The sequence below is a fragment of the Pantoea ananatis LMG 2665 genome (genome assembly GCF_000710035.2).
Lineage (GTDB): Bacteria > Pseudomonadota > Gammaproteobacteria > Enterobacterales > Enterobacteriaceae > Pantoea > Pantoea ananatis.
Window position 1 is genome coordinate 276817 of sequence record NZ_JMJJ01000005.1, and the last position, 15756, is coordinate 292572.

At 50.5% G+C, this 15756-nt stretch carries 14 protein-coding genes; 6 read left to right on the forward strand and 8 right to left on the reverse strand.

What is annotated here, in order from left to right; translation table 11 throughout:
• Window positions 1–106 precede the first annotated feature (106 nt).
• The 5 genes from EL29_RS09220 to EL29_RS09240 all read right to left on the reverse strand — a co-directional run bounded on the left by EL29_RS09220 (window position 107) and on the right by EL29_RS09240 (window position 9214).
• A complete protein-coding gene (locus EL29_RS09220; RefSeq protein ID WP_028715248.1) occupies window positions 107–3799 on the reverse strand; it encodes a glycosyltransferase in 3693 nt (1230 codons plus the stop codon).
• 189 nt (window positions 3800–3988) lie between these two features.
• A complete protein-coding gene (locus EL29_RS09225; protein WP_014593938.1) occupies window positions 3989–4894 on the reverse strand; it encodes a flagellin N-terminal helical domain-containing protein in 906 nt (301 codons plus the stop codon).
• An 864-nt stretch (window positions 4895–5758) separates the two neighbouring features.
• Window positions 5759–6691, reverse strand: coding sequence for a flagellin N-terminal helical domain-containing protein (locus tag EL29_RS09230; protein ID WP_014593939.1), 933 nt, complete (start codon window positions 6689–6691; stop codon window positions 5759–5761).
• A gap of 353 nt (window positions 6692–7044) precedes the next feature.
• On the reverse strand, window positions 7045–7977 hold the full coding sequence (locus EL29_RS09235; protein WP_014593939.1) for a flagellin N-terminal helical domain-containing protein: 933 nt from the start codon (window positions 7975–7977) through the stop codon (window positions 7045–7047).
• A gap of 307 nt (window positions 7978–8284) precedes the next feature.
• On the reverse strand, window positions 8285–9214 hold the full coding sequence (locus EL29_RS09240; protein WP_014593940.1) for a flagellin N-terminal helical domain-containing protein: 930 nt from the start codon (window positions 9212–9214) through the stop codon (window positions 8285–8287).
• Window positions 9215–9467: 253 nt separating this feature from the next.
• On the opposite strand from EL29_RS09240, the gene fliD reads away from it, so the two are divergent.
• The 4 genes from fliD to amyA all read left to right on the forward strand — a co-directional run bounded on the left by fliD (window position 9468) and on the right by amyA (window position 13235).
• Window positions 9468–10865: a flagellar filament capping protein FliD gene (fliD, locus tag EL29_RS09245; protein WP_014593941.1), complete on the forward strand. Its 1398-nt coding sequence runs from the start codon at window positions 9468–9470 to the stop codon at window positions 10863–10865.
• Window positions 10866–10879: 14 nt separating this feature from the next.
• Complete coding sequence (gene fliS, locus EL29_RS09250) at window positions 10880–11290, forward strand: flagellar export chaperone FliS (RefSeq protein WP_014605569.1); 411 nt, start codon at window positions 10880–10882, stop codon at window positions 11288–11290.
• Complete coding sequence (fliT, locus tag EL29_RS09255; RefSeq protein WP_013026163.1) at window positions 11290–11649, forward strand: flagellar protein FliT; 360 nt, start codon at window positions 11290–11292, stop codon at window positions 11647–11649. The genes fliS and fliT overlap by 1 nt, the downstream gene beginning before the upstream one ends.
• Before the next feature lie 104 nt (window positions 11650–11753).
• Window positions 11754–13235 (forward strand): alpha-amylase, encoded by a 1482-nt coding sequence (gene amyA, locus EL29_RS09260; protein WP_014593942.1) that lies wholly within the window; start codon window positions 11754–11756, stop codon window positions 13233–13235.
• A gap of 82 nt (window positions 13236–13317) precedes the next feature.
• Here the strand turns inward: amyA and yedD are convergent, their stop codons facing one another.
• The gene (gene yedD / locus EL29_RS09265; RefSeq protein WP_013026165.1) at window positions 13318–13776 is read right to left on the reverse strand and encodes a lipoprotein YedD; all 459 of its coding nucleotides are present in this window, start codon (window positions 13774–13776) and stop codon (window positions 13318–13320) included.
• 243 nt (window positions 13777–14019) lie between these two features.
• Between yedD and EL29_RS09270 the strand changes: the two genes are divergently transcribed.
• A complete protein-coding gene (locus EL29_RS09270) occupies window positions 14020–14343 on the forward strand; it encodes a DUF6388 family protein (protein WP_014605568.1) in 324 nt (107 codons plus the stop codon).
• A gap of 136 nt (window positions 14344–14479) precedes the next feature.
• Here EL29_RS09270 and iraP read toward each other — a convergent pair whose 3' ends face one another.
• On the reverse strand, window positions 14480–14776 hold the full coding sequence (iraP, locus tag EL29_RS09275) for an anti-adapter protein IraP (protein WP_014605567.1): 297 nt from the start codon (window positions 14774–14776) through the stop codon (window positions 14480–14482).
• A 175-nt stretch (window positions 14777–14951) separates the two neighbouring features.
• Here iraP and EL29_RS09280 point away from each other — a divergent pair, with 175 nt between their 5' ends.
• Window positions 14952–15191: a DinI-like family protein gene (locus EL29_RS09280; RefSeq protein WP_013026169.1), complete on the forward strand. Its 240-nt coding sequence runs from the start codon at window positions 14952–14954 to the stop codon at window positions 15189–15191.
• A 38-nt stretch (window positions 15192–15229) separates the two neighbouring features.
• Here the strand turns inward: EL29_RS09280 and EL29_RS09285 are convergent, their stop codons facing one another.
• Window positions 15230–15496, reverse strand: a complete 267-nt coding sequence (locus tag EL29_RS09285; RefSeq protein ID WP_013026170.1) for a hypothetical protein — start codon at window positions 15494–15496, stop codon at window positions 15230–15232.
• Between the last annotated feature and the right edge of the window lie 260 nt (window positions 15497–15756).

The window sequence follows — 15756 nt, forward strand, 5'->3', positions numbered from 1 at the left end:
GCGCGGTAACACTGTTAACGATATTGAAGGCACCTAAAGCACAATGACGCTTGCTGACTCTGTCATTGGCGATAACGCGGTGCCTGTTTATTCGGATGTTAAAACGCTACTGCGTTAACCAACCCTTTTGCCATTCATTCAGTCCATGCTCTCGCAGATACCAGTCCTGATGGACCGCCGCGCGAAGTTGATCGCCCAGATGATAAGTGGCCTCCATGTCGCCTAAGTGCGAGCGGATAGCGCCCATCCAGTCTTTAAACCGGTTTTCAACCAGGGTCACAGGCAATCCACAGCGATAAGGCTCGATACTGGTCGCGATAATGGGCACGCCGCAGGTGCCAATCTCCAGCAGCCTAAGGTTACTTTTGCATTCATTAAACTGGTTGATTTCAAGAGGAACCAGCGCCAGATCCAGGTTGAGGCTGGCGAGTTTTTCTGGATACATCTCAAAAGGCACGCCTGGATGGAATTCGCAGTGAACGCCCCGGGGCTTCATCCCCATGAACACCCATTCAACCTTATCTTCCAGCTCCTTGATAATTGGCAATAAAATTTGCAGATCGCCCGTGTGCGTGCTGCCGCCTGCCCAGCCGATACGCACCTTACGCCCGACACCACGTTGACTCAATAAGTGCCCCCACTGTGCTTCCGCCAGTCGGTTTTGCGCGATCCGTATATCGGCGTGAAAGCGGCTGTAAGCCTCAGCCAGTGGCGCCGTGGAAACGACAACCCAGTCTGCGGACTCCATCACTTTGCGAAGATTTTTGACGATCTGCTGGGGAAAGTGGTTGCGGTTGCCATTTTTTAACGGCACGTTCAGCAGGAAATCATCATATTCCACCACGATCTTCGCGTCGCTGACGTCCCGATACTGCTTCATAATTGAAGGGAAGCGGCTTCCACTTAATGACTCCAGCAAAATGATGTCTGGTTGCAGAAGCGCCACTTCCATGACGCCGGGAATCTGCTGGGTCATACCGCCTTCTAACAGCAGATTACTTTCCAGCGCTTTAAATGGCTGGACGATACGGTGATTGCCACATCCCTGCCAGTCAACGTGATGCGCTAACACAACCGGCAAGGGGCGCCCCGGTAACGGCTGCTGGAAACGCGCCGTTCCTGCGCCAAGCGTGAACGCTTTACCTGCCCGCTGCATTTGTTGATTATTGCTGGGATCCCGCAAGAGCATCGATCGCCATTGGCTGCGAAGCTTGCTGTAATCGTGAAGAAAAGGTCTTTCCTGCACATGGAATTTTTCCGTCATCAGTCGGGTTGCTCCGCCCATATGACGAACGCGCGACCATGGTGTCCAGACGTTCAGGTAACCTTGCTGTAAAGCGCGTAAGCCCAGATCAACATCCGCGAAATACAGGGGATACTCTTGTTCAGCAAATCCACCCAGACTAAAAAAGACCGATTTGCGAACCATCATGCAAGATGCGCTTACCGCGGCGAGATTGTGCTCAGTTTGCAGATAACGCTGGAAGCCTCTGGCTTCACCATCAACACCATCCCAGGGGCTGTCTACACCATTCTGTACGCCGAGCAGAAAGCCGCCATGCTGTATCCGGCCATCCTGATACTCCAGACGAGCGCCCGCCAAGGCAATTTCCGGACGCAAGGCATGTTCGAGCAGTGCATCAAGCCAGTCCGGATGGGTAATTTGGCAGTCGTTATTGAGAAACAGCAGTATGTCGCCTCGTGCCTGTTCCGCAGCACGATTATTTATGGCTGCAAAGTTGAACGGCGCGTCGTAGCGTAGGACCTTGATTTGTTCGATATTTAATTTTTCAAGATCGTTAAGAAATGCACACGCCTGTTCGTCCACTGACTGGTTATCAACAATCAGCAATTCATAATAGGGATAGCGCGTTTTCTCCATCAACGTATCAATACAGGTGCGTAATAAGGCGGCGTGGTCGCGGGTGGGAATAATAATTGAAACCAGCGGTTTAGCATCCCAGTGATAACGCACCCGCATCGTGCCCAGATTCATCCCGGCGTCAAGTGATGCCGTAATCCCTAAACGTTGTAAATGTGCTTTAACAACGTCCTGATAGGCTGCGCTGTAATGGCTTTCCTCGAACCAGCGGCCGTTATCTTTACTGCTCTTTACCACCACTTCTGACAGATGACCAAGTGCACCCGGCCCTTGCTGTTCAATGCATTGCCAAAGCAGTTGATAAAGTCCGAGGGGATTCATTTCATCGGTGATCCCCCCTGCTGCCTGCGCCTTATGTTTGTCAAACATCAGCGTGCGGCCCACGTAAGGCGTGCTTCTTAACAGATCGATATTAGGCGCGGGTCGCAGTATGACGCCGGGTTCATTGTTTTCATCGTTAAAGCTCTCATCGCAATACCAGAAGGCGGTATCCGGATAGCGCAAACGGTGTTCAGCCATGAGCAACAAGGCATCCGGTAAAAGCTCATCTCCCGCCATGACAACAATAAATGCGGAAGGCGCGCTTGTGTCTTTGAGCAAGTGGTTAAGTTCAGCCAGCCAGCCCTTTTCACATCGCGCAAAAGTTCCTTCATCTAAAACGACATCATCATCGCTTAATAAGCTTATTGTCGAGGGCGGCAGTGTTTGCTCCCTGACCGCAGCCAGAGAACGTTTGCAGTCAGCTGCGTTGCCTTTTTCATTAACGATGACGACGCCGATGTGACCACTTTCTGGAACGGCTCCAATAAACGAGAGTAATGCTGCCCGACGGGCGTCCGTAATACGCCTCTCTTTAAGCCACTGCTCTATAGAATAGTTTTTGTCTACCCATGACAACACTGACTGGCTATGGAAACGCAAAGCGTGATGCGCGCGTTCATCCATGGACCATTTTTTGGCTACAAGTGGCAGGCTAATGATTTTGTCGATGGCACAAGACAGGTCCCACTGATTCCGGAAGCGGTCTTCATTTGCAAGCGTCCACTGCAGTGCATCCTTGAAGCCACGTTTGAGTAATTCAATCCATTCATCCGCATCAGGACAAAACTGCAGGTTAACGACAGTAAAATGTGATTTATCGAACTCACTAAAATTATGCTCGCCTAAATAGCCTTCAACATAATTTGTAGAGGCGAGAAACACAGGAATACCGAGGATGAGTGATTTCGCCACAATCTCATCACTACCGATAACGGCATCATAATTATTGAGCCACTCAGGCTCAATACGGCTAACAGGCTGGCTGCAATCGAACCATTCCAGGCTGATTGCTTGTGCTTTGAGCTGCTGCTGCAGTTCATACATTTCGGCAGAAATATCAGGCGCAAAATAAAGCACCTTTTTCAATTCTGTGCGAATCCTACGCTGCCCGAATGCATTGAATGCAGGGGAGAAAGTATAGGGTAAAACCTCTACCTGACCGGGTAGAAGGCCGTTCTGGAGTAATCGCTCAGAGATCGCCGGCGACAGGCTGAGAGAGAGTGAAGCAAGCTGATTCTCAAGCTCAACGCCCCATGGCATATAAACATCGTGATAGTCGTAAAAATGCCGGAAAATAACGGGCGCGGTTCTGGAAAATAACCCAACAGAAGACAGGAGTTTCTGGCTAAAAAAACCTTTGTAAACCAGGATAAGCCCATACTCATCGGCCAAAGTGCCCAGCTTTTCGCTGATGATGCGAAAGTCTGGATTCTGTCTGAGCCTTTCCAGTTCAAATGACACCGTCTTACCGTACGTACTGGTAACGACGTCAACCTGCCATCCTAAGGACAAAAAAACATCAATGATATCGAGCGCTTCATTAACGTGAATGGAAAAGTGCTCGAATCTGTCGATGCTAATTAAAAGCCTGCTCATCTGATATCCTCTGGTTGTGCATCAGCAAAATCTGCACGCACATAGATCACCCATATCAGACTATTGTAGAAGTGTAAGCGACTAACTTAGCGGGACATTAGCTACAGTAAACCGGGCTAATTAAAGCGATTAAGCAAAAAAACGCCCTCAGAAATGAGGGCGTTTTTATTAATACAGGTTTTGCGGCGATTAACGCAGCAGAGACAGCATGGTCTGTGGAACCTGGTTGGCCTGGGCCAGTACAGAAGAACCAGCCTGCTGCAGGATCTGCGCGCGGGACATGTTCGACACTTCCGTTGCGTAATCCGCATCCTGGATACGGCTGCGGGCCGCGGTCAGGTTGGTTACGGTGTTGTTCAGGTTGCTGATGGTGGACTCAAAACGGTTCTGAGACGCACCCAGCAGGCTGCGCTGGTTATCGACTGCTTTAATGGCAGCATCAATATCGGCCAGCGGCGCACCATCAGTGCTGCCACCGCTTGTTACGGTACCGCTCAGTACGTCAAAGCCTTCTGCAGCGGTAGTACGGGCGTTGCCATTGATAGTCTGACCTGTAGTCTGAGACGTCGCACCAGAGGTATTGAACAGGTTGAAACCGTTACTTGCGCTGATGGTGATACCGATGGTTTCACCGTCTTTGGCGCCAACCTGGAAGTTGTAGGTGCTGCTGCCTGAACCGGTGTTCAGCACTTTGATGCCGTTGAAGTCGGTCTGCTTGGTAACGCGGTTGATCTCTTCCATACGCTGGTTAACTTCAGCCTGAATCGAGTCGATGTCAGACGCTGAGTTAGAGCTGTTCTGCGCCTGAACGGTCAGGTCACGTACGCGCTGCAGGTTGTTGTTGACTTCGGTCAGCGCGCCTTCAGCGGTCTGCGACAGAGAGATACCGTCGTTGGCGTTGCGGGCAGCAACGGTCAGGCCGTTGATGTTAGAGCTGAAGCGGTTGGCAATCGCCTGACCCGCTGCGTCATCTTTTGCACTGTTGATGCGCAGGCCGGAAGACAGGCGCTCAATCGCAGTACCCAGTGATGACTGAGATTTGGTCAGGTTATTCTGCGTAACCAGAGACAGGGTATTGGTATTAATAACTGCCATAATAATTATCCTTCATAAAAGAATTATAGGGTTCGGATTTGGCCTGCGGCTTCATCGCCTTCAATATTGTTATCGCCCTCCTAGCTTAAAACTTTATGCTTTAGTCTTTTTTTTTACCAAAGAGGACAACTGAAATTTGTTTACAAAAGGCTTCCCAGGTCAAGGTCGGGACGTACTGAAGCGTAAACTTACCGTATTCCTGGCAGCAGGCGCTCCCCTGCTCACTTTCCCCTGTATTAAAAAACGTTATTAAATAGGCGGTTATATTTTTTCGCCTATTTATTCCGTATTAAAACCTTTCACTTACTGGTTTTATTGAAAAGTGTCTCCGCTTTAATATGATGCCACCACCGAGACAAAATGTTATTTCTGCAATAAAGAAACATCGTGATATCTCAGTGCCTGTTCGGGCAACCTGTTTCAGCATTCCATCTTCAATAATCCATTCCCAGAAAGGCGTGATAATAACATTGCGTTAATAATTACTATTCATCATCTCATGTCAAACCGCTTCCCTTTTAAAAGCCAGTCGGCCTGAACATGAACGGATATAACGCAAGATGTCATAGCCGTGCCTGCCAGAACCACTTTCAGGAACGAATCAGCATCAGGATATGCACCTGTTTTAGCCCAGGCCCTCAACGCAGCATATTTCTGTCTATTCCCTTACGTCAGCGTTCGATACTCAACGCTGTGAGCTGACCTGCCAGAGACTCACCGACGTGAAATGCCGTATGAATCCCTCTAACATTCAAGCAAGCGTTTCACTTTTTCACCCACAGCCATGAAGACATCATGTTTTCAGGCAATAAAAAAACGCCCTCATCACTGAGGGCGTTTTTATTAATACAGGTTTTGCGGCGATTAACGCAGCAGAGACAGCATGGTCTGTGGAACCTGGTTGGCCTGGGCCAGTACAGAAGATCCGGCCTGCTGCAGGATCTGCGCGCGGGACATGTTCGACACTTCCGTTGCGTAATCCGCATCCTGGATACGGCTGCGGGCCGCGGTCAGGTTGGTTACGGTGTTGTTCAGGTTGCTGATGGTGGACTCAAAACGGTTCTGAGACGCACCCAGCAGGCTGCGCTGGTTGTCGACCGCTTTGATCGCTTTATCAATGTCGGCCAGCGGCGTGGTGCCTGCTGCTGCACCACCAGTACCACCGGTAACGGCACCTTTCAGTACGTCGAAACCGATCGCTGAAGTGGTACGCGCGTTGCCGTTTACAGTGTCGCCCGTGGTCATTGCGCGGGTGTTCTGGGTGGTACCAGTCTGACCGGCTGAGGCCAGGTCAAAACCGTCGCTTGCGCTGATGGTGATACCGATGGTTTCACCGTCTTTGGCGCCAACCTGGAAGTTGTAGGTGCTGCTGCCTGAACCGGTGTTCAGCACTTTGATGCCGTTGAAGTCGGTCTGCTTGGTGACGCGGTCGATTTCCTGCATACGCTGGTTAACTTCAGCCTGAATCGAGTCGATGTCAGACGCTGAGTTAGAGCTGTTCTGCGCCTGAACGGTCAGGTCACGTACGCGCTGCAGGTTGTTGTTGACTTCGGTCAGCGCGCCTTCAGCGGTCTGCGACAGAGAGATACCGTCGTTGGCGTTGCGGGCAGCGACGGTCAGGCCGTTGATGTTAGAGCTGAAGCGGTTAGCGATCGCTTCGCCGGCTGCATCGTCTTTTGCGCTGTTGATGCGCAGGCCGGAAGACAGGCGCTCAATCGCAGTACCCAGTGAAGACTGAGATTTGCTCAGGTTGTTCTGAGTAACCAGAGACAGGGTATTGGTATTAATAACTGCCATAATAATTATCCTTTATATAAAAATTACAGGGTTTGGATTCGGCCTGCGGCTTCATCACCTTCAATATTGTTATCGCCCGTCATGAGCAAAACTTTACGCAGGACACGGTTTTTTTTAATCGTCTGTTGGAAAACCTGTTCAGATGGAATCTCAGGCGTAGCTGAATAACCTCATCAGCAACATAAAGGCCATTGCGCTGTTTCGCATTGGGCTATGAATGTCCGACACAAAAAGCAATGGATGAGGGAAAAGCAAAACGGGAGCAAACACGTTTGAGAAGAATATTTATATGACACAAATGAAAAACGCCTTCATAACTGAAGGCGTTTTTGTTAATACAGGTTTTGCGGCGATTAACGCAGCAGAGACAGCATGGTCTGTGGAACCTGGTTGGCCTGGGCCAGTACAGAAGAACCAGCCTGCTGCAGGATCTGCGCGCGGGACATGTTCGACACTTCCGTTGCATAATCCGCATCCTGGATACGGCTGCGGGCCGCGGTCAGGTTGGTTACGGTGTTGTTCAGGTTGCTGATGGTGGACTCAAAACGGTTCTGAGACGCACCCAGCAGGCTGCGCTGGTTGTCGACCGCTTTGATCGCTTTATCAATGTCGGCCAGCGGCGTGGTGCCTGCTGCTGCACCACCGGTACCACCGGTGACGGCACCTTTCAGCACGTCGAAACCGATCGCTGAAGTGGTACGCGCGTTGCCGTTTACAGTGTCGCCCGTGGTCATTGCGCGGGTGTTCTGGGTGGTACCAGTCTGACCGGCTGAGGCCAGGTCAAAACCGTCGCTTGCGCTGATGGTGATACCGATGGTTTCACCGTCTTTCGCGCCAACCTGGAAGTTGTAGGTGCTGCTGCCTGAACCGGTGTTCAGCACTTTGATGCCGTTGAAGTCGGTCTGCTTGGTGACGCGGTCGATTTCCTGCATACGCTGGTTAACTTCAGCCTGAATCGAGTCGATGTCAGACGCTGAGTTAGAGCTGTTCTGTGCCTGAACGGTCAGGTCACGTACGCGCTGCAGGTTGTTGTTGACTTCGGTCAGCGCGCCTTCAGCGGTCTGCGACAGAGAGATACCGTCGTTGGCGTTGCGGGCAGCAACGGTCAGGCCGTTGATGTTAGAGCTGAAGCGGTTAGCGATCGCTTCGCCGGCTGCATCGTCTTTTGCGCTGTTAATACGCAGGCCGGAAGACAGACGCTCAATCGCAGTACCCAGTGAAGACTGAGATTTGCTCAGGTTGTTCTGAGTAACCAGAGACAGGGTATTGGTATTAATGACTGCCATGATGAATGTCCTTTAATAAGAAAGTCAGGGTCAGGTATTTGGCCTGCGGCTTTGTCGCCTTCAATATTGTTATCGCCCGCTCTGGTTGAAACTTTAATTCTTCGTGTCGTTTTTTTATTACTTTGCCGTAAAAACCTAAGCCTGTGCTGCTAAAGCGGACATCGCTTCGTACAAAAAGAGCCTCAAAACGCTGTTCAATACCTTACCGCGCGCCTAAATCCGTTGAGGTTGTGATCAACCTGCCGCGGCAATAAAAAAAACGCCCTCATTGCTGAGGGCGTTTTTATTAATACAGGTTTTGCGGCGATTAACGCAGCAGAGACAGCATGGTCTGTGGAACCTGGTTGGCCTGGGCCAGTACAGAAGAACCGGCCTGCTGCAGGATCTGCGCGCGGGACATGTTCGACACTTCCGTTGCGTAATCCGCATCCTGGATACGGCTGCGGGCCGCGGTCAGGTTGGTTACGGTGTTGTTCAGGTTGCTGATGGTGGACTCAAAACGGTTCTGAGACGCACCCAGCAGGCTGCGCTGGTTGTCGACCGCTTTGATCGCTTTATCAATGTCGGCCAGCGGCGTGGTGCCTGCTGCAGTACCACCAGTACCACCGGTGACGGCACCTTTCAGCACGTCGAAACCGATCGCTGAAGTGGTACGCGCGTTACCGTTTACGGTCTGGCCAGTCGTCACGCTGGTGTTCTGAGTAGTACCAGACTGACCGGCAGCGGCCAGGTCAAAACCGTCGCTTGCGCTGATGGTGATACCGATAGTTTCACCGTCTTTGGCGCCAACCTGGAAGTTGTAGGTGCTGCTGCCTGAACCGGTGTTCAGTACTTTGATGCCGTTGAAGTCGGTCTGCTTGGTGACGCGGTCGATTTCCTGCATACGCTGGTTAACTTCAGCCTGAATCGAGTCGATGTCAGACGCTGAGTTAGAGCTGTTCTGCGCCTGAACGGTCAGGTCACGTACGCGCTGCAGGTTGTTGTTGACTTCGGTCAGCGCGCCTTCAGCGGTCTGCGACAGAGAGATACCGTCGTTGGCGTTGCGGGCAGCAACGGTCAGGCCGTTGATGTTAGACGTAAAGCGGTTAGCGATCGCTTCACCGGCTGCATCGTCTTTCGCGCTGTTGATGCGCAGGCCGGAAGACAGGCGCTCAATCGCAGTACCCAGTGAAGACTGAGATTTGCTCAGGTTGTTCTGAGTAACCAGAGACAGGGTGTTAGTGTTAATCACTGCCATGATGTTTTTCCTTTAAAAATTGAGCCAGATTAAGGCGTCTGAATTCGGTTTGCTCACCGACAACCTGATTATCGTCAGCCTCTGAGCAACCTTTAGGGAAAAATTTCAGGAATTTTCTGGCAGGCAAACCCGCGAAGACAATTAAAGAAGCGTCCTTTATTGGCGCATTAAATTTATCAAAAACAGGCTAATCTTTTGCCACTCGCTGCCGATACCCAATCTACTTAGCGTATAACCCGTAAAGGATTAACCCATGGCAAGTATAAGTTCACTCGGTGCTGGTACTAACCTCGATCTCAATACTCTGTACACGAGTCTGGAAACAGCTGAACAGACTAAGCTGACGCCAATTACTAAGCAACAGTCCTCTTACAATGCCCAGCTTACCGCCTGGGGCGTGGTGAAAACAGGCCTGTCAAAATTCCAGACTGCTGCTGCGGCATTGCAAAATGCATCGACTATTGCCGCCACTAAAGTGACCAGCACAAACACCGCGTTTACTGCCACGCTGGCGAGTAAAGCCTCCGCAGGTAACTATTCTGTAGAAGTGAGCCAGTTGGCCTCTTCTCAGTCCCTGCTGTCTAAAGCTGCCACCAGTAAAGATACCGATCTGGGCGATCAGAGCCTGGCTTCACGCACCATTACCATCTCGCAGTCCGGTCAAAAATCACCGCTAACCGTGACACTGACCAAGGATCAAACCAGCCTGGCTGATATTCGCGATGCGATTAATAAGCAGCAAGGCAGCGTCAACGCGAGCATCATTAAAGCCGATGATAATACCTATTATCTGTCCCTGACTGCGCGTGACAGCGGCACGGCGAATGCCATGACGGTAAGCTCAAATGATGGCAGTCTGTCGCAGTATATTAATTACAGTCAGGGCGGCAGCAGTAACGCGATGACCGAACAGGTTGCCGCAAAAGATGCACAGTTAAAGATTAACGGCGTGTCGATCACACGCAGCAGCAATACCATTACTGATGCCCCCGAAGGCGTCACGCTCAACCTGACGAAAACCACCGCAGCAAATACGCCAGAAACCTTAACGGTGGCCACGGATAATCAGCCCATGACCGCGGCGATTCAGGCCTACGTTGATGCGTACAATTCGCTGCAGACCACGATCGGTAATCAAACGAAATACACTGCCGTTAAAGCGGGTGAGTCGCAGAGTACGGGCAATGGGGATTTGTTAGGGGATAACACGCTGCGTAATATTCAGACCAGCCTGCGCAGTCAGTTATCCAGCGCACAGTCTGGCGGCAGCCTGACCACCCTGTCACAGCTCGGCATCACGCAGGATGTCAACGGCAAGCTGACCGTAGACAGCACCAAGCTGAATAACGCCCTGACCAATCAGCCGACAGATGTTCTGAACTTTTTGACGGGTGACGGTAAAACCACCGGTTTTGCAACCCAAACCAATAACAAGCTGACACAAATTCTGGCCAGCGACGGACAGGTACAAAATGCCACCAACGGCATTAATACGTCACTGAAAAAGCTGTCGGATCAATATGACAATGTGAACAGCCAAATCGCTGCAACGATGGCGCGTTATAAAACGCAGTTCACCAGCCTGTCAACGCTCGTCAGCTCTATGACGCAGACCGGCAACTATCTGACCCAGCAGTTCGCTAAACTATAACAGGAGTGGTAAGCATGTACGCTAAGTCCGGTACCCAGGCCTATGCCCAGGTCGGCGTGGAGAGCGCGGTGTTAAGCGCCAGCCCGCACCAGCTGGTTGTGATGCTGTTTGATGGCGCGCTGAGCGCCATGAAAAAAGCAGCTATCTTAATTGAGCAAGGCGATATCCCGGGTAAAGGAAACGCCTTATCTAAAGCCATTAATATCATCACTAATGGCTTACGTGCAGGCCTGAATCATGAAGTAGGCGGTGAGATTTCTGCCAACCTTGATAACCTGTATGAATATATGACCCGCCGTTTGTTACAGGCCAACCTCAATAATGACGTTGAAGCCATTGCAGAAGTCGAAGGCTTGCTGAATAACATCGCCGATGCCTGGAAACAGATTGGTCCTAACTATCAGCCACAGCAGGATACGTTTTAATGAGTCACCCACTCGCGCTGCTAAAAGAGTATCAGGAATTACTCACGCTCAGTAATGCTATGCTGGAAAATGCCAGACAAGGGCAATGGGAGGCATTACTGAGTTGTGAATCCACCTATGTTAGCAGCGTCGAGCGTGTGGCTCGTGATAACGATGCCGGTGTGCTTTCGGCGTTACAACGGGCACAGATTCGCCCCGTACTTGAGCAAATTCTCAATAACGAAACTACGCTGAAAACCTTATTAGGTGAGCGCATGCAAGAGCTGCGCTCTCTGGTCACGACGTCAACGCAGCAACAGAACATTATGACCTCTTACGGTAATATGGCAGGCAATATTCTTTATCCTAAAGAGCAGTAAAGCCCGGCTTTAGCGGGTGGAAACTATATTTTTAATTCACCCGCGTAATTTCTCCACTCTTATCCCATACTTCCAGTTCCCTCTCCTCTGACTGGAAACGCGTCATGCACAACCCAACCCTATTGCAGTTTTTCCACTGGTATTATCCCGATGGCAGCAAACTGTGGCCGGAAGTTACGGAAAAAGCCTCACTGCTCAATGATATAGGCATCAACATGGTATGGCTCCCCCCCTGTTATAAGGGTGAATCCGGTGGCTATTCGGTGGGTTATGACAGCTATGATTTGTTCGATTTAGGCGAGTTCGAACAAAAAGGCAGTAAAGCCACAAAATACGGTGATAAACAGCAATTACTGGATGCGGTAAATGCGTTACGCAGTCACGATATCGGCGTACTGCTGGATGTTGTGGTGAACCATAAAATGGGCGCTGACGAAAAAGAGCAGATTCGGGTCAATCGGGTTAATCCCGATAATCGCGATGAAATATACCCTGATGTTATAGAGTGTGAAGCCTGGACACGATTTAACTTCCCTGCCCGGGCAGGACAGTATTCTAAATTCATCTGGGACTATAAATGTTTCAGCGGTGTCGATCATATTGAAAACCCCGATGAAAATGGCGTTTTTAAGATCATCAACGATTACACCGCAGAGGGCTGGAACGACCAGGTAGACAGCGAGCTCGGTAATTTCGATTACCTGATGGGTGCCAATATTGACTTCCGTAATAATGCTGTGAGCGAAGAGCTTAAATACTGGGCGCGCTGGGTGATGGAACAGGTGCCCTGCACCGGATTCCGACTGGATGCCGTAAAACATATCCCGGCGTGGTTTTATAAAGCGTGGATCGACCACGTTCAGGAAGTCGCCAACGAACCTTTATTTATCGTGGCGGAATACTGGTCTTTTGAAACCGACAAACTGCAGGAATATATCCACCAGGTTGACGGCAAAACGATGCTCTTTGATGCACCCCTGCATATGAACTTTCATCAGGCCTCCAAAGCGGGCAGCGCCTACGACTTGAGCAAAATCTTTGATAACTCACTGGTTCTGGCCGATCCCTGGCATGCCGTAACCATCGTCGCAAACCACGATACGCAACCGTTACAGTCGCTGGAAGCCCCTGTTGAAGCCTGGTTTAAACCGCTCGCTTACGCGCTTATTCTGTTACGTGAGCAAGGTGTACCGACAGTGTTCTATCCCGATCTTTTCGGTGCCAGCTATCAGGATGAGGGCGGTGATGGCGACGTTCACCAGGTCGATATGCCCGTTATTCCCGAACTCGAAGGTCTGATCCGAGCCCGCCAGCTATTTGGCTGGGGCGCACAAACCGATTATTTCGATCATCCAAACTGTGTAGCCTTTAGCCGAAGCGGCACGGCGGAAAAGCCCGGTTGCGTGGTGATCATGTCAAACGGTGAGGCGGGAGAAAAACACATTGCGATGGGTGAAGGCTATGCCGGAAAAGTGTGGCGTGACTATCTTGGGCATAAGTCAGAGACCATTACCACCGATGATAATGGCAGCGCGCTGTTTAGCTGTAATGGTGGCAGCGTGAGCGTCTGGGTTGTTGAAGCATAAACAGAGGTTGCCAACGCCACCAGATTGACTGATTCACCCGTGTGACTATGCTGAGTGCGGTCTCTGGACCGCATTCAGCCAATTATTTTGCTAATGCCGGCCGCATAATTTCAGGCTCGATATTTTGAATAACGTCGGCATTAGGCTGTTTTGCCACTTCCTGCTCTGCTTTCTGGCATTCAACGGTCGGCTTTTCGACCTTGCGCAGGGTAAGACCATCGTATTCCAGCTCACCGTTATCGACGTCCAGCGTCATCACCCGCACCTGACGCGTCACATTGACATAATCGCCATTGAGTTGGGTCAGCTTGCCTGGTTTTGCAATGACACGCTGCCACTGGCGGCAATCCAGAGTGCTGCCATCGGCATTGACGATCAGACTGGCAATCGCCTTATCGCTAATCAGATCGCTTTGTGGCCCTACTGTCTGCCAGTTACCCTGCAAATTTGCCGGAGCAGGCGTTTGCACCGCACTCTCATAACTATTGATTTGTGCGCAGCCACTCAGCGCCAGAGTGGCAATCAGCATCCAGTTTTTCATTTTTTAATCCCTAAAATCCGGTCAATGGCGGCTACGTTATAATTTTTACGGTAAGGTGCGCAAGCTATCTGAATGCTGCCCTAAGCGTAAAACTGCATTTTCTGACGCTTTCATCGCGCACGGGCAACATTTATCAATATCAGTACCGCGAACTGACCGTTTTTCATCCTGCACCGCTTAGCCTGACAAGCCAGACGCAACAGGCTACACTGTCGCCCTGCACTACCTATCAGGAAACCTGCAATGAAAACTCCAGAAGCTTATTACGCCGAGGCTCGCGCCCTGTTTTTTACCGCCCACGCGGATTTCCAGGCAGCATTAGACGAACTCACCGAGAGCGATGCCCGCGCCGCCAATATGTCACTGCGTGAACTACGTGAATGGCATGCTGAACGCATCTACGCGGCTTTTTTACGCCAGAAGAACCTTGATGGTATGATTTTCTCGATCCAGCTGGCTGAGCCGGATAAAGCCGTCGCTGCCGAGGCCATAGAACGTTATCTCAGATCGCATGCGGAATCACTGGGAATGAGCTGGGAAGAATTCTGTATTAAAAATGAACTGTAGTGAGCAGGTCTTAGCGGGACAATGAAAATACCGCTGATGTCATCTCCCTGTTAACCATCAGGATGGGTTCGCTGAGCCTCTCCTTTTTTCCGGCGTCGCTGGCGACAGACAACGCACTTATCGCCAGCGTTTGCCATTACTCTTCCTGCGCCATTTTGCCTCTCACTTCAACATACTTAGCGACGGCCAGCAGCCGGTTAATGTGAGTAAGCAGTAAATCAATATCCGACTGCATAAATTCAGATGATGAACGTGAAGCCGTCACTATCGCATCCTGAACCGTTTCGGAGATGGTTAATGCGTTATCTTGTTTCGCCTGGACCAATAAAGCTGCCACCAACAATGACTGTGCTTCTATCTGCGCAGTCAGTTCCTTAGCGTCGACATCCATTTTTGCTAGTTTGAGCAGAATATCTATAACCAATTGTCGCATTGCACTTCTCCTGGTGAGTGAGCGCACTTAGTGTTGTGAACGCACTCAGAGTAAACCAGATGACGGTGCTTTTCTACGCGACGCGGAAAAAACGAATTAAGATAAACATCAGCTTGATACTGTTTTTATTTACAGTAAAATGGCGAGGCGATTTTGCCCTTAAGGGATTGTTAACATGTTTGTAGAGTTAATTTACGATAAACGTAATGTCGCGGGCCTGCCAGGAGCGCGTGAGATGATTTTAGCAGAATTAGAGAAACGGGTGCATCGCGTGTTCCCTGACATCGAGGTTAAGGTCAAGCCTATGGAGCGGAATGCGATAGAGACCGATCTCAGTAAGAACGAGAAGGCGACAATAGCGCGCCTCGTGGAAGAGATGTTTGATGAAGCAGAATTCTGGCTGGTGGCTGATTAATCCGTTAACCGCCACCGCCTCAGTCAGCGGGAGATCGCTTAACTCTCCTGCTCGCTGTGGTTAATTTCGATTTCGATATCCTGAATGGCCGTCTCCAGATCTTCCAGTAACGTACCCTGTTTGTTCAGCAGCGCGTCAATGCGGGCTGCGTTTCCTTCATCTTTATACTCGCCGGCGTCAAAGGCTAACCAATGTGCAGAAAGCGTCTCAGTGTTCGTCTGTGCATAGTGACGCATTTCTTTCAGCTGAGATGCCACGTCACGCAGATAATCTGTTTTGCTTTTGGTTTCGATTGAATCAGTCATGCTGTGTTTCCTTATGGTTGTTTATCCAATGAAAATGTCGCCTGGAGATTTAAAGGTAGAACAATATAGCGACTTTGCATTAGGAATAATCGGAACTCACTAGCGTGAGTGACATGAGCGGAAAACGGTAGGATGAGTAAGCACCATGAAAGCAAAGCGTCAATGCGTAAGCTTAGTCGCTATCAGTAAGGGTGCCCATTTTTGAGCGAGCCCCACTGATTGAGGGGAATTGTGACGGTCTGGTTTAGCTGGACTAGACT